The 14,915-nt window shown below is 37.4% G+C and carries 16 protein-coding genes; 6 read left to right on the forward strand and 10 right to left on the reverse strand.

Annotated features, from left to right (window positions below; genetic code table 11):
• Window positions 1–415: 415 nt before the first annotated feature.
• Both CRI88_RS15890 and CRI88_RS15895 read right to left on the reverse strand, forming a co-directional pair.
• A complete protein-coding gene (locus tag CRI88_RS15890) occupies window positions 416–1,606 on the reverse strand; it encodes an MFS transporter (RefSeq protein WP_374110932.1) in 1,191 nt (396 codons plus the stop codon).
• A 5-nt stretch (window positions 1,607–1,611) separates the two neighbouring features.
• Complete coding sequence (locus CRI88_RS15895; protein ID WP_036118202.1) at window positions 1,612–2,010, reverse strand: MarR family winged helix-turn-helix transcriptional regulator; 399 nt, start codon at window positions 2,008–2,010, stop codon at window positions 1,612–1,614.
• Between the two features lie 168 nt (window positions 2,011–2,178).
• Between CRI88_RS15895 and CRI88_RS15900 the strand changes: the two genes are divergently transcribed.
• Window positions 2,179–2,733 (forward strand): DJ-1/PfpI family protein, encoded by a 555-nt coding sequence (locus CRI88_RS15900; protein WP_036118205.1) that lies wholly within the window; start codon window positions 2,179–2,181, stop codon window positions 2,731–2,733.
• Between the two features lie 34 nt (window positions 2,734–2,767).
• On the opposite strand, the gene CRI88_RS15905 is transcribed toward CRI88_RS15900, so the two are convergent.
• The 3 genes from CRI88_RS15905 to CRI88_RS15910 all read right to left on the reverse strand — a co-directional run bounded on the left by CRI88_RS15905 (window position 2,768) and on the right by CRI88_RS15910 (window position 3,548).
• Complete coding sequence (locus CRI88_RS15905) at window positions 2,768–3,094, reverse strand: DUF3889 domain-containing protein (protein ID WP_036118210.1); 327 nt, start codon at window positions 3,092–3,094, stop codon at window positions 2,768–2,770.
• An 83-nt stretch (window positions 3,095–3,177) separates the two neighbouring features.
• Window positions 3,178–3,309, reverse strand: coding sequence for a hypothetical protein (locus tag CRI88_RS22970; protein ID WP_255358822.1), 132 nt, complete (start codon window positions 3,307–3,309; stop codon window positions 3,178–3,180).
• Between the two features lie 14 nt (window positions 3,310–3,323).
• Window positions 3,324–3,548 (reverse strand): hypothetical protein, encoded by a 225-nt coding sequence (locus tag CRI88_RS15910; RefSeq protein ID WP_004269369.1) that lies wholly within the window; start codon window positions 3,546–3,548, stop codon window positions 3,324–3,326.
• A 620-nt stretch (window positions 3,549–4,168) separates the two neighbouring features.
• Between CRI88_RS15910 and CRI88_RS15920 the strand changes: the two genes are divergently transcribed.
• Window positions 4,169–4,810, forward strand: coding sequence for a DUF3885 domain-containing protein (locus CRI88_RS15920; RefSeq protein WP_058844673.1), 642 nt, complete (start codon window positions 4,169–4,171; stop codon window positions 4,808–4,810).
• A 68-nt stretch (window positions 4,811–4,878) separates the two neighbouring features.
• Here the strand turns inward: CRI88_RS15920 and coaW are convergent, their stop codons facing one another.
• Both coaW and CRI88_RS15930 read right to left on the reverse strand, forming a co-directional pair.
• The gene (gene coaW, locus CRI88_RS15925) at window positions 4,879–5,715 is read right to left on the reverse strand and encodes a type II pantothenate kinase (RefSeq protein ID WP_036118221.1); all 837 of its coding nucleotides are present in this window, start codon (window positions 5,713–5,715) and stop codon (window positions 4,879–4,881) included.
• Window positions 5,716–6,130: 415 nt separating this feature from the next.
• Window positions 6,131–6,865 carry an SDR family NAD(P)-dependent oxidoreductase gene (locus CRI88_RS15930; RefSeq protein WP_036118224.1) on the reverse strand — a complete coding sequence of 245 codons (735 nt, stop codon included), beginning with the start codon at window positions 6,863–6,865 and terminating at the stop codon, window positions 6,131–6,133.
• A gap of 229 nt (window positions 6,866–7,094) precedes the next feature.
• Between CRI88_RS15930 and CRI88_RS15935 the strand changes: the two genes are divergently transcribed.
• A complete protein-coding gene (locus tag CRI88_RS15935; RefSeq protein ID WP_089932545.1) occupies window positions 7,095–7,916 on the forward strand; it encodes a squalene/phytoene synthase family protein in 822 nt (273 codons plus the stop codon).
• A gap of 167 nt (window positions 7,917–8,083) precedes the next feature.
• Here CRI88_RS15935 and CRI88_RS15940 read toward each other — a convergent pair whose 3' ends face one another.
• A complete protein-coding gene (locus tag CRI88_RS15940; RefSeq protein ID WP_101966840.1) occupies window positions 8,084–8,572 on the reverse strand; it encodes a metal-dependent hydrolase in 489 nt (162 codons plus the stop codon).
• 294 nt (window positions 8,573–8,866) lie between these two features.
• Between CRI88_RS15940 and CRI88_RS15945 the strand changes: the two genes are divergently transcribed.
• Complete coding sequence (locus CRI88_RS15945) at window positions 8,867–9,967, forward strand: ferredoxin reductase family protein (RefSeq protein ID WP_257982916.1); 1,101 nt, start codon at window positions 8,867–8,869, stop codon at window positions 9,965–9,967.
• A 37-nt stretch (window positions 9,968–10,004) separates the two neighbouring features.
• Here the strand turns inward: CRI88_RS15945 and CRI88_RS15950 are convergent, their stop codons facing one another.
• Window positions 10,005–12,035: a methyl-accepting chemotaxis protein gene (locus tag CRI88_RS15950; protein WP_101966842.1), complete on the reverse strand. Its 2,031-nt coding sequence runs from the start codon at window positions 12,033–12,035 to the stop codon at window positions 10,005–10,007.
• Window positions 12,036–12,251: 216 nt separating this feature from the next.
• On the opposite strand from CRI88_RS15950, the gene CRI88_RS15955 reads away from it, so the two are divergent.
• Both CRI88_RS15955 and CRI88_RS15960 read left to right on the forward strand, forming a co-directional pair.
• Window positions 12,252–12,878, forward strand: coding sequence for a nitroreductase family protein (locus tag CRI88_RS15955; protein ID WP_036118238.1), 627 nt, complete (start codon window positions 12,252–12,254; stop codon window positions 12,876–12,878).
• Between the two features lie 342 nt (window positions 12,879–13,220).
• Window positions 13,221–13,718: a hypothetical protein gene (locus CRI88_RS15960; protein WP_230593752.1), complete on the forward strand. Its 498-nt coding sequence runs from the start codon at window positions 13,221–13,223 to the stop codon at window positions 13,716–13,718.
• Window positions 13,719–13,745: 27 nt separating this feature from the next.
• Here the strand turns inward: CRI88_RS15960 and CRI88_RS15965 are convergent, their stop codons facing one another.
• Window positions 13,746–14,801 (reverse strand): DUF1835 domain-containing protein, encoded by a 1,056-nt coding sequence (locus CRI88_RS15965; protein WP_101966843.1) that lies wholly within the window; start codon window positions 14,799–14,801, stop codon window positions 13,746–13,748.
• Window positions 14,802–14,915: the final 114 nt, after the last annotated feature.

Raw genomic sequence — 14,915 nt, forward strand, 5'->3', positions numbered from 1 at the left:
TAGTGTTTTTCTCTATGCATTCTTTATGCTAAATACAAAAGCTTGAAATGAAAAATTTAGTTAAGCTGCAGGCTTTAATGTTGGACTAGGATAAAGAAATAAGAATATAAAAATGGAGAGCATGCTTGGGTGGCTCTCCTTTAATCGTCTATTATATAATTTTTATCATGAATCCAATACCAGTACTGCGTTTTAAGAAATCGATTAGAATTTCCGACAATTGTCAACATTATTAAAGATAAGTAAACAAAAAGTAGTTTTCGTTAGATTTAAAAAGGACAAAAGTAATACTCATTTTGAAAAAGAGCTCATTAAAACTTTTTATAAATCGTATCTTTCTTATAAATGAACAAAATTTATTTTGATGAGGCTGGGACAATTATAAAAACAGTTGGGCACACCCCCAACTGTTTGACTATATATGCACTACTTTTTTCGGTTTCATCTTTGCAAGGCGTAATAGATAAATAATAAAGACAACCCCCAGTAAGCCTGCCCCCGATAAATAGACAGAAGCATAGCCTGCCTGTACAGCTACCATTCCTAAAATATACGAACCTAGTGCGATACCCAGGTCAAACATCGTAAAATAGGTTGCTGTTGCATAGCCGCTTCGTTGAATGGCAGTGGATTGAACTGCTAATGCTTGCAAGCTAGTCGTTACAGCTCCATAGCCAAAGCCTATAAAAATAGCAGCACTTAAAAATAACATTGGTCCTTCAACAAATGCTAGCATGACTAGACCGATGGCAAAGGAAATAATGCCAGGAATAATGACAAATTGCGGTCCCTTCGTATCGTAAAGTTTTCCTGTATATGGACGTGTAATGAGCATTGCCGCTGCAAATACTGCATAAAAGAGACTAGCTACAGCCATTAAATCCTTTTGCTGTGCATAGACCGATAAAAAGGATAGCACACTGGCATACGAAAAAGCGACGAGGCTGGCAATTGCTGCAACAGGAAGCGCCTTACGCTCAAATAAATCATTCAATTTAAAAGTTAATTTTCCTTCATGCACTGGCTTCGGTAAATCATCTGTATTGACCGTTAATGCTAAAATTCCTCCTGCTAGAATACATATACTCATGACTATGAATAAGACATTAAAGGTACTATATTGAATTAATAATAAGCCGATAAATGGTCCAATGACGACAGCTAGATTCGTAGACATCGTAAAGTAGCCTAGCCCTGCCCCTTTTCGTTTAGCAGGAACGATATCAGCCGCTAAAGATCCTGCAGCTGTTGTGATAATACTAAAGAAAATCCCTTGAATAAAGCGAAGACCAAGTAAAAGTCCAAACGGATGAATAAATAAATATAAAACGGTACAGATAAAATAGCCCACTATAGATAGGACTAACAGTTTTTTCTTGCCAAAAACATCTAATAACTTACCTGAAAACGGGCGTACAATAATAGCTGACAATAAAAAGCCTGACAATAATAGGCCCGCTTCCTTATCTGTCTGATGTAGTTCACCAATCGCATAGAGTGGTAAAGTCGTTACAAGTCCATAAAAAACAAAAAATACAGAGATATTCGTTAAAAAGAGGCTAATGAAACGCTTCGTCCATATTTGTGTATTTTCTTCTTGCTGCATGTCCATCAACCTTTCATTTTTTCCAATAACTTCAGAAATTGCTGCTGCTCCTCAACAGTTAAAGAGCCCACCATTTCTTCCTCAAATGCTAATATGGTTACGGTGATCGCTGGTAAGCGCTCCTCCCCTAGAGCGGAAAGAGTCACAATTTTTTCTCGCTTATCCTCTCCATCTAATCGTTGGACCCAGCCCAATGTTTCTAGTCGTGTAATAGCTCTTGTAATACTGGGCGCTTCCACATTTAAATATTTCCAAATTTGTGTTAAGGTCATTGGCCCGTTTTTATGTAAGCAATATAAAATGGCCCATTGGGAGCTATATAAATGATGTTGCTTTAATACTTCATTTAAGCAGTTCGTTAAATACCGACTTTTTTGGAATAAAGCATGAAATATTGGATTCATATTGTTTACCTCCTGCGAATTTATTTACCTAGTTAAATAAATACTATACGCTTCATTTTTTCCTTTGTAAAGCAAGGAATTTGGAAAGGTAGCCCTACTGTAAGCAGGAAATTTTTTGCAAGTGTCGAATAAAACTTAGTAGATTTACAATGTAAAGGAGATGGAAGCATGGGGAAAAAGGTTTTAATACTCGCAGGAGATGCAGTAGAGGCTTTAGAGATTTTTTATCCTTATTATCGTTGTCTTGAAGCAGGGTATGATGTCACAATTGCAGCACCATCCGCTAAGAAATTACAAACCGTATTACACGACTTTGTAGAGGGTGTCGATACATATATCGAGCGTCCTGCTTATGGATTAGAGGCCCACGCTGCTTTTGCTGCTATTGATCCAACACAATTCGATGGGCTCATTATTCCTGGTGGACGTGCACCTGAATACATTCGTTTGAATGAGCATGTCCCAGCACTAGTAAGCCACTTCTTTGAAACGAATAAACCAATTGCAGCCGTTTGTCATGCAGCGCAAATTTTCGCGACCATTCCTGAAGTGCTAAAAGGGCGTGAGCTAACAGCCTATATTGCCTGCAAGCCTGAGGTGCAGGTGGCAGGAGCAACTTACATTGATGCCAACCTTCACACAGATGGTAATTTAATAAGTGGGCATGCATGGCCTGATTTACCAGGCTTAATGCGTGCATTTATTCAAAAGCTAGAGGGTTAAAGAACAAGGATGCCTAAAATAGGGCATCCTTGTTTTATGAAGTACTTTCTTGAAATTCAATTTTTTCTACTTCCTGCGTTGTCGTTTGGTAGCTGATTCTGACATGAACACCAAATTCCTTGTCAGGCTGCTTGAGCCAAAGCTTAAATTTCTCAATGGTTGATGCCCCCTGTACTTCCTTGCCCTCATGCAAATAATCCACAATTTTAGCCGTAGGATATTTCGCCTTTACCTCTTTGATAGCCAGCTGTCCCCATTTTGCATAAGCTGGTGTTTCTTGTTGTGCATTGGCAACCACTGGTATTTGTATAAACATAGCTAGAGAAACAAAAAGAAGCCCAAGTAAATAAAATTTTCTCACTTGAATCACTCCCTTTTTGACTGTATAAAGCAGCACAAACAGTAAAAAATAAGAGCTCCAAAAGACTTTGGAGCAGCTTGTGTTTATTGCTTTGGCTGTTGGGGATTATTATGAATGACCTGATTAAATTCTGCTGAATATTCCTCACGATCATTCTTTTTGTGTGTATCTTCCTTCTTTTTCTTTTTAAAGCTTGTCTTATTCTTTTTTGCCATGATTTGTACCTCCACTATTTTGTTTTATTCGACTGTTGGTTTTTATCATGATTCGTTTTATTGTTTTTATTTTTAGCCTTTGCATCAAATTCTGCCGCGAACTCTTCATTCAAGTTATCATTTGGGTTGTTATTATTGCTATTACTTCGATCGAGGTCTTTGCTTTTGTAAGTGCCAAAAGGATTATGTGTTCTCATATTCATGGTTTTACTGTTGTTTCGATTATTACGCTTTCCCACGTAGCTTCACCTCCTACTACCTAATTTGTTCAGTTCGAGATGTTTTCATGTAGGTAAGTTTCTTCGCTATTTGTAAAAAAAATGAACATGATCAATTTGATGTTAAATATATATCGAATAATCGGAATATTATGTATAATACAGGAGAACAAAAGGAGAAGTAAGGTTTAAAACTACAACAGGAATGAGTTATGACGAATGGTATATAATACCAATTAATTCTTCGACACCAATTGATTATCTTAAAAATCCCAATGGTGAGATTTCTCATGGTTATGTATTTACAAGCGTTTGGATTAAATGATGGTGTTATGAATGGATTATGTAAAAATCGTTAGTAGCATGGAAGCTGTTAATAGTAGCTTCGGAGGAGTTATCAATACTTTCCTAGCTCAATTTTTAAATGGTAGAATAGGTTCAAGTAAAACAAAATTGATAAATGCTTATATTAGTAATATTGGATTTGTAAATGTTAACTGGCAAATTAATCATCTATCCCAATGCAGTAACGAAAGGGAAATATAATTTCTAAATTAATGGGTAGAGTCATTTTCTTCTTTGACTATTATTCTGGCGGTTTGTTAAAGGTAAAATTTTAAAAATAAAGTTGAGGTGCAAATATGCTTTTAAATGACTATATGAATGAAAATTTTCCTTCCTTACTTCTTAGACCACCTTTGTTTTATAACTGGGAAATTGGCATACGGTTCGAACTAGGGGTAGAGCGAGCTAGAGAATACGATTATGAAGATCGTCTTTATATACAGGAGGTTTATAAAAGGGCTGTCACGCTGTTTGAAGCACTACATTTACAAGACGAGGAAATTTTTATGGTAGTAGATATCAATGATCTTGGAGGTAGAAAAACCTATCAGCACAAAGCGAGAATTTTTTCTCCATATATCTATGATAAATCAGTCTTATATAAATTGAAGCATACAGAAATGTCTTCTATTTTCCCCGAAGATGATGAGGACGGAAAATATAAAACACATAGGTTTACACTTGCATGTAAAACATCTGATTTGAAGTACATTCCATTGTTAAAAGCAGTATGTAATCAAGATTTAGGAATCCAACCAAGTATTTTTCATAGGATATATTTTTTAAATATCAAAAAGAAAACCATTTTTCACGTTTACGATGATAGAGGCTGTGATTTACTTGCTACCTCACCTGAATCTATACGAGACATTTATTATACATACAATGACTGGATATTAGATTATGATAAAGACAAAATAGATAAAGTGTTTAAATAACTTCTTATTGTAGTTGAATAACAAAGGACATAACTAGTTGTCATACAATATGTTATGTCCTTAAATCGTTAGACAATTGTATATTCTGTAATATTAAGTAATGCTCCGACAGCACCAGAAAAGCCATGGTCATTAATAAAGACAGGTGTATGCTTTTTCGTGCGTGTATAATTTGCAATCACTCGGGTAAGATGATCATTATTGCTTAATGTGGAGCCAATATAAACGATATGCTGTGCATTTTTTTCCTCCGCATATTGAATGCTGAGTGTTGTAATGACTTCGCCTACTAGTCCTTGAACGGTCGCAATAATATCCTCAGCAGGATGCTTTATCGACTTTGTAATGCCTACTTTCCCAAAATTACTAGCCGTTAAATGACCGTCAATCGGTGTATCCATGCCTTGATAAATATCCTTGACCAATAAATCGATTCCTTCACGATTGCCATTGGCAGCCATTTCACGGATTTCATTGTAATCTGTAATGCCCGTTGTAAGCGCTGACAAACCAATTAGTGTCCCACCACCAACGCCTGTCCCACCAACGCGAATATGTGTATTACCTTCCATATAATGAATGGACGTACCTGTCCCAATATTGGTAATCATACTGCGCTCAAAAAAGTAGCCTTCTTTATTAAGCAAAAATCGGACACCCTTTAATGTAGCTTCAAATTCCACTATATAATGAATCGATTTCATTGTTTTAATGACATCAAGTAATTGCTCTGTACGTCCCCCCGTAACACCAATATCCTCAATATCTGGATGATCAATAATCCATTTTGTGACAGATTGCAAATCATTCGACGGAAAGGTTGTTAACACAAGTTCATTGTCTTGATCTAAATAAGCAACCTTTGTCAATGTGCCGCCTGCATCAATACCTATAGCCTTTGGCATACAATTCTCCTTTGTTTTTATTACGTAATTTTCTCATACTATGATGACGGTTTACGCTATGATTCAGGCAATTCATCAAATTCATGCCCTCTTTGGTATCCAGGATTTTGCAAGGAGTTATGTATGCCAAAATCCTGACTCCTGATTTTGTTCGTACAAAAGCTAAACGCTCAGTACAGTCCCCCAAATCGTGTAATGACATTTTGCCCTTTCTAAACTTTAACGCTGTTGAAATGATTGTGCAATAACTTCGTACACTTTCTTGAAAAAATCACGAAAAATATCAAAATTTATCTAATCAATAGCTGTTTTTTGACGAATTTCTAAAGCTTTATCATCATTCTACTAAAAAAACAAAAAAAGTGAAAATGCACTGCTTGAACAGGCATTTCCACTTTTCAATTACTATATTTAACTAGCGTGCTGAATAGCCACCATCAATGACAAGCTCGGCACCCGTAATGTAAGAAGCCTCGTCTGATGCTAAAAATAAAATAGCATTTGCTACTTCCTCTGGTTGACCAAGACGCCCCATTGGTGTAGCTCTTACTAACATATCCATTGCCTCTTTTGCTTCTGATAATTTGGCTGTCATTGGTGTTTCGATGACACCAGGGAATACCGTGTTCACACGGACATTGAAAGCACCAAGCTCTGAAGCTGCTGCACGAGCAATCGCACGTAAAGAACCTTTAGAGGCTGTATAGGCATTAAAGCCTGCCCCAATAATCGCTGTGTAAGACGATGTATTAACAATGGAGCCTTTGCCTGCTTCTTTCATATAGTGCGCAGCATGTTTAATGCCAAGAAATGGTCCAAATGCATTGATATTATGCATAATTGACCAGTCTGCCTGTGTAATTTGATCGGGTCCTTTTTCTGATGAAATACCCGCATTATTAATTAAAATATCAATGCGACCATATTTTTCAACAATTGCTTTTGTTACATCTGCCCAGTTTTCGTCAGAGGAAACATCTAATTTCATTCCCTCTACATTTTCTAGCTCAGAAATTTTTGCTAAGTTTTCTTCATTAATATCAGCTGCAATTACTGTAGCACCTTCTTGTGCAAACAGTTTAGCCATCGCTGCACCCATACCAGAAGCGCCGCCTGTAATCATAGCAATTTTATTATTTAAACGTCCCATTTCATTAAACTTCCTCTCATTTGAAATTGATGTAGCTATACTAGTATAAATCCACTCTTATTGACCACCATAAAAGTATAGATTTAAATAGTTTATTATTAAACTATATCATTTGTAGTAATCGTTTTCAAAGAATATCTCTCTAAATATGAACAATCTGTTTTATCTTTCCCTTTTTTTACGATACGATATACTATAGATATGGAACCATTTGAACGGAGGAATACAAGTGAACGAACAAAAAAGACTTTACAAAGAAGCGATGCAGGTTTTAAAAGATACAAGCCGCACGTTTTATATACCTATTACTTTTTTAAAAAATGATTTAAAGATATCGGTGGCTGCTGCCTATTTAGCCATGCGTGCCATTGATGAAATTGAAGATCATGAACAGCTTTCGAATGATGTGAAATTTAATTTATTGTCCGCAACAAGTGAATTATTAAAGGACACATTTAATAAAGAAGCTTATCAAGCATTATTAGCACCTTATGCCGATCAACTGCCAGAAGTATCCCTTCGATTAGCAGATTGGCTAACATTTTGTCCTGAGGAATCGCGAAAAATTGTTCAGGCTTCCACAAGCGAAATGGCTTTTGGTATGGCCAAATGGGCAAAGGCCAATTGGCAGGTGCATACACGCGAGGATTTGGATGATTATACATACTACGTGGCAGGGCTTGTAGGGACGATGCTGTCTGAGCTTTGGGCGTGGGGTGCCAACGTTCAAACTGATCGTGAGCTAGCAATAGGCTATGGTCGTGGACTCCAGGCTGTCAACATCTTACGTAATCAGCATGAGGATTTAGATGAACGTGGTGTCAACTTCGTGCCTGATGGCTGGACACGCGAAGATTTGTTTGTCTATGCTGAAGAAAATTTAGCCAAAGCAGACCTCTATATGAAAGATATTAATAAACGTACCATTCTGCTGTTTTGCCGCCTACCACTTGCCTTAGCCCACAAAACGTTGAAGGCGATGCAAGAAGGTCGAGAAAAAATGACGCGCGCCGAAGTAGAGCAGACTGTGGAAGAGGTACAAGCTGACTAACATCAAAAGAGGCTGGGACAAAAGAAAAAATGTTAGACCATTTACAAGTTTGGTCTAACATTTTTTTGCGTTATTAGAACACATATACTTTAATAAATCACAAAAATAACATTCATTTTTTGCTTTTTCTCAATAAAATGAGTTATGTCCCAGCCTCTCTTCTTAATTTATATCGAATCTATAAATTTGACAATCAATTCATAGCTCAAATAGATGGACAGCATCGAAAGCAACATAAGTACGATCCCTTCCACCTTGCTACCCGTTTTCGTTGTAAGTGGAAAACGAATGGATACAGTCGCTGGGAAAAATAGTTTAACGCCCTTTTTTGTACACATATCAAGCAGGATATGACTAGCCATCCCTATAATAATCCCAATGGAAATTGCTTTGTAAGGAACTAAAGTATGTAACGCCACCATAACGAACAATAGGAAAAGCAAACTATGTGTAAAGGAACGATGTCCAAACACTGTATTAACCAGCTTCGCTAGGATGGGAAATGTTCGACCGATTTTACTACCTCTATGACATATATCTGGAAGTAATGCACCGATAACACCTGCCCCTACTAAGACAAGTGGGTTATCATTTGAAAACTGTGCAAAGGCGAGACTTGCTGTGATGCCCCCAACAATATGGGTGTTCCCTTGCATAAATTACTTCCACTCCTTCTCTCTCTATTTTTTCCTTCTTACTGTACCATAATTCCGCCCGAAAGGGAACGTACATTCCGAACATACGCTCGAAAATATTTTTCAACTCATTATTTGTATAGCGATATAGAATATGGATAAAAATAGGGATGGAGGTTATATATGAGAGCTTATAAAGGACTACTTTTTATCTTTTGCATAATGGGCACTAGTGCTTTTCTTTGGTATGTCGCTACACCTATGGAGCCCATCCATCCATTGAACATACTAAGCCATCTCATTGGAGGCTTAGCCATGACTAGTTTATTTCTTGTGTTCTTATTGGCTACCAGAATGAAACTGTTAGAGCGTTGGTTTTCTAGTCTTGAGCATGTTTATTTTTATCATAAATTACTCGCAATCCTTTCACTTGGATTCATCCTCTTGCATGGTCAGTTGCAAAAAATGATTACTGATGAGGCAGTCATACAAGAAACCTCACTAAAAGACTTCGCTAAAGACCTTGGTGAGCTTGCCCAATATGGCTTTATTGCCCTAATTGTCCTAGCGTTCATTGCAAAGTTTTTAAAGTATGAGCATTGGCGCTGGCTACATCGTTTACTACTTGTACCTTATACTTTCGGTATTTATCATGCTTATTTTTCTAGCCAATATGATTTATTACAACCTTCTCCTTTAGGCATTTTCACAGCACTGACAACAACGATTGGTTTTATGTCTGCTCTGTATATGTTGACAATGTATCAAGATATGTTCTTTCCATATACAGGTCATGTTTCAGCCATTCAAAGGCTGAACGCCCATGTGATTGAAGTTGAGCTGACACTCACAAAAAAACTCGACTATCGACCAGGACAATTTCTCTTTTTAAAAATTTTTCAAGAGGGTATCGAAAAAGCGCCACACCCCTTCTCTATTACTGGTGGTAATGGCGAACAAATCACGGTAACAATCAAAGCCATTGGAGATTATACGAAACAGCTCTACAACGATCTTCAATTCAATACACCAGTTGCCATAGCTGGGCCATATGGTCATTTTGACTTTGATCGAGTGGCCAATCAGCAAATTTGGATTGCTGGTGGCATGGGCATTACACCTTTTCTTGCCTATTTACAAACAAAGCCTGATAAGAAAATTGACTTGTATTATTCCTTCCATGGTCAAGACAATGCCATCTACAAAGATTTTCTACAGAGCTATGCTCGAATGAACGATCATTTCACTGTCACCTTTATTAATACAGCTCATGAAGAAAAGCTATCCTTCCATCAGCTGTCACTATCTGCTGAAACAAGTGTTTTTATTTGTGGACCCCCAAAAATGATTAAACAATTCAAATCGGCTCTGCCTACAAAAAGCGTGGAGTGGGAAGCTTTTTCATTTAGATCCTAAAAAGGCGTACATCTTCCTATCGATGTACGCCCTACTATTAGACAGTAAATTCAGCTGTTTCTTCCTGCAAATTTTGAGCAAGCTGTGCTAACTGCTCAGAGGCTACAGCCATTTCATTCATGGTGGAGGCTTGTTCCTCAGTGATGGCCGAAACATTTAATGTATAATCATTTGTTGCCATCGCCTGTTGGTTAATCATCTGCACTTGTGCTGTCACTTCCTGCAAGTTTTCAAAAGCATCTGCTGTTGTATTACTCGTTTCTCGTATCGTCATCTGGAGCCCTTCAATGGCACTAGCAATCGTATCAAAGGTAGTACCTGCTTGCTGGACAGAACCAATACCTTGGTGAGCAATTTTTCGACTTTGCTCCATCATGTCCACCGCCTCATTCATTTGGTCCTGAATCGTCAGCACGACCTTCGCAATGTCTAAAGAGGCTCTACTTGTCTGTTCAGCAAGTGCTTTAACCTCACCAGCTACAACGGCAAAACCTTTTCCTGCCTCGCCTGCTCGTGCCGCCTCTATAGCCGCATTGAGAGATAATAAATTGGTTTGGTCAGTAATAGCAGAAATAAGCTGACTCATTTGCTCAATTTGAGCGGATTGCACCTTCAGGCTACTCACCAGATTAGCACTGCTGTCTACCTGTGCATGAAGCTGGACAATGTCATCCACAAAAGCCCGTATTTTTTGCGAGCCCCCTGTAGCTAGATGAGAGGTTGTTACCGACTGTTGCACTGCCTCTTGTAAATCGTCCATGGCAGTCTTCATGTCATCACCTAATTGTGTTGTGACACCTGTTAATTGACTACTCACCTGCTGCTGTGAACTCGTATTTTCAGCCACATTTTGCATAGAAACAGCTACTTCCGTCACGGTTTTACTGACCTCTTGTACACTGGCTGTTAATTCTTCGGCAGTGGAGGCAACTGTCTCCGTTTCAGCAACAATGCGCTGTATCATAGACCCTAACCCTTCCACAGACTCATTATAGTACTGTGCCATTTCACCAAATTCATCCTTTGTATGAATGGCCATTTTTTTCGTTAAATCACCCGTAGCAAGGTAGCCTAAATATGTATTCATCGTTTTCACTTCCGTACGTATATAGCGAGCAAGGAAATAAATAATGATGGTGATCAGGACAATAAGCAATACACTAATCACGATTTGCTGCTGAAGCATCGCCTGTACCTCACTGTAAAGCTCATCTGTAGGAACAAGTAAAACCAATTTCCACGGCATGTTCTGAATTTGCTGATATTGTAGCGTAAAGTCATTCCCATCAATCGTTGTCTGTATTAGCTTTTTCTGCTCAGCTAGCTGCTCAACAGGAATATTTAAAAATTGCTGAATCGTCTCTTTATTTACTTTATCTACATCAGGATGCGTTAAAAAATTCCCACTATCATCTATTAAAAAGGCATAGCCACTCTGTCGAATTTGCACATCAGAGACAATGGATTGGATAGAATCTAACACATAATCCCCTGTAATAACCCCCACTGGCTTAGAATCTTTCACAATTTGTGTGCCAAATGAAATAAACATTTCTCCTAAGGCCTCATCAAAATAAGGTGTTGTATGGACAATGCTATTCGAGTGGATGCTGTTGCGGTACCATTCCTGCTCATGAAAATGATAGGCTGGATCTTCATACGTATCCGTAGAGACAATTTTTTCTCCTTCTTTATAGGCATACGGGCCAAAAATTTCCCCCTTTGCCACATCCTCCTCTAGCCATAACCCCATACCATAAGTTTCCTTATTGTATGGCAATAGCTGCTGTACATAGCGAATAAATTGCTCTCTCGTCATCATACTGTCAGCTGATTCTATCGTTGTCTTTGCACTATAAATCAACTGAATATGCGCATGTAATTTGCTCTCAACAGAGCCCGTTACATCATCTGCCAGTAAAGACATTTCATTTTCAATAGAGCTTTCAAGTTCATGTGATGCACTCAAATAATTAAGGAAGGACATACCACCTAGAAAAACAATAATAATAGGAATAAGTATCCCTATTTTTGCCATAAGCTTTAAATTTCCCAATAGTTTTTTCATCTGTCTGTCACTCCATACCTGTTATTTTTGCTCTATTTACCTTCTAGTATAAATGGATTACCTCTATAAAAATATATTTTTTTTGTAACTTTTTAAATGATAGGCAGATAATAAATCCTGTTTTCAAGACTCTTTAATTCGAGCAATTTACTTGGAAAATGAATGCGTTTATCGTATAGTAAAAAACGCATCATATAATGAAGGAGACAAAAAATTATGACAGTGACAAAAAGTTCTTTAAATAAAATTATGCATGAACGTAAATCTGTTCGTAAATACGACGAAAACTATAAAATTCCACAAGAGCAATTAGAACAATTACTTGTAGAAGCGACTTCTGCTCCATCATCTAGCAACCTACAACCTTGGCGCTTTTTAGTAATTCAAGACGAGGCAATCAAAAAAGAATTACGTGCCATCGCAAACAATCAAGAACAAATCGAAACATCCTCAGCGATTATTGCCGTTTTAGGCGATACAAAAATGTACGAAAATGCCGAGGCTGTTTATACGAAAAACTTTGATCTTGGTTATATTGATGAAGCAACCAAAGATTTAATGATCAATAACTCGATAAACTTATATTCTCAGCTTCCACAAGAAGTGTTAAAGAATATCGTTACATTTGATGCTGGTCTAATTTCTATGCAAATTATGCTTTTAGCAAAAGACATGGGCTATGATACAGTCCCAATGGGCGGATTTAATAAAGAAGCCTTCGCTCAACACTTTGCATTAGAAGACCATATCGTACCCGTCATTTTAATTGCGATTGGTAAAGCAGCAGCTCCTGCATATAATTCTTCTCGTATTGAGCTAGAGCATATCGCTAAATTCATTTAATCCAAGTAAAAATGCCACCCTATATTTTAGTAGGATGGCTTTTTTTAGAATTCAATGGCATGTTCTGACCTTCTATCATCATAGGATAGTAATGTTTTGTATAAAGCAAATGAAAAACACTAAAAATGGTTCTCCAAAACTAGCACAATAATTTTCACAAGGATATTTTTTGCTTTTTTTGTATTTATTACTCAAAAAATCATCATCAAAGACTTAAAAATAAATTATATTCTAGTACATTCGTGCGATTTCTACTAAATATTACATTAAATTCGTTGTAGCTTAAACAGGCTAGGCTTGTTATGATTAGTTGGTATTTTCAAATGAAGGGAGGTTTCACTGATGTATAATTACGATAGTTCTTATTACTCTAATGATTGGGATGCAGCTATGGGTGGTCTGTTTATAATACTTATTTTAGCAGCTCTTGTTCTTGGTTTAATCGCCTACATTATTAGTGCACTCATTTATTTTATGACGTCTAAAACAAATGGTTTTGGAGATGTAGCCTATATCGCTTGGATTCCTATTATTAATGTATACAGTCTTTTCCTACTGACTGCTGGTGGGGATAATCGGGAAACGGTACGTGCCACAGCGTTAAAAAATACGCTTATTTATGCGGGCATGTTCATCGTTTCGTTTATTCCATTTCTCGGCATACTCGCTTCTCTAGGTATGGTAGGCTTTTCAATTTATTTCATGTATCGTCTATTCTATCGCTGGTGTGGCGAAACAGGTAAGGCTGTACTATACACAATTTTAACGGTTATTACGGGCGGATTATTCTTTGCCATTTACGGTTTAATGCGTATGAACAAACCATTCGTTGCCGCTTAATACAACTTGTTAAACCTCTTTATGCCTTCAGGCTAAAGAGGTTTTTTGACGTAATCTCACCTGATAATGTCGCATGGATTTAGGAATCCCCTTTAATTCAAACTCCCCACTATAGACTAAAGTTCGAATTCTATACTCTAAAAAGAAGATATTTGGTGGTTCTTCCATTCTTACAAGTAGCTCTGAAAGGAATACGCCTGTTTGTATAAAATCGATACTTCCTTGTTCATGATGAAGTTGTCCTAGCATCGAAATAATGACGGAATCATAGTGATTCTCTGACACTCCTTGTATTCGCTGATGCCGCCATAAACGGCATACATCCTTTGTTTGGGCCAAATCTTGCCATTGCTGTTGAAACATCAGGTGTTCTTTAGTAGTCAATGGCTTGTTGTCATATAGCGCTATGTCCCATTGACGATTAATCACATTCTGTTCACCCGTGTTAATGAGCATGATGTCATTGCTTTTATCGCGCAATAAACAAAGGAAAAAACGAAGGCCACATTGTTCTTCTGCATTATGTCCATACCAAATATAGATGGGTAGATGACTTGGCATATCCTGTATTTCTCTTATCGCATTCTTAAAATGATTGTCATTGACAAAATCGTCCAACCCATCATTTATATTTTCCCTTAACCATTCATGACGAAATGCCTGTCCTCTTTCTTCATCGAGTTTCCAGAGAGGGCCGATCGACAAATCCTCTGGAAACCCGATAACATATTTCGGTGGAGCAAGGGCCCCTCGTAAAGAGCCAGCTACAGCTTCAGAGCAAACAATATGTACCGCTTGTGCAGTAGTTGTGATCATGACCTGCTGAATATAGTCATTAATCATTTCTACCAAAAAATAAAGCTGTTCCTGCTCCATCCAAAAGGTCCAACCCTCCTGTGGCTGACGTTGTTCATGGTGAAAAGCTGTAAATGATTCAGATGGCTGTAGTGCATAGCTCGACCATTCACCCTTTTCCATCACATCTGCAAGCGAGATATATTCAAATGTTTGAATTTTATATACCAATACCTGATTTGGTTTGTACAAAAAATAAATATATGGATAATGCATGATTGTTTCCATCTGTACAGTCCCCTTTTTTATTGCACCTTAATGTTAATCTCTTCCAACATTTTTTAAAATAGCAGCTAGCTATCATCCTAAATATGATATTATTATAGTTAGAAAATTTAGAAT

Source organism: Lysinibacillus fusiformis (assembly GCF_002845985.1).
GTDB classification, from domain to species: Bacteria; Bacillota; Bacilli; order Bacillales_A; family Planococcaceae; genus Lysinibacillus; species Lysinibacillus fusiformis_D.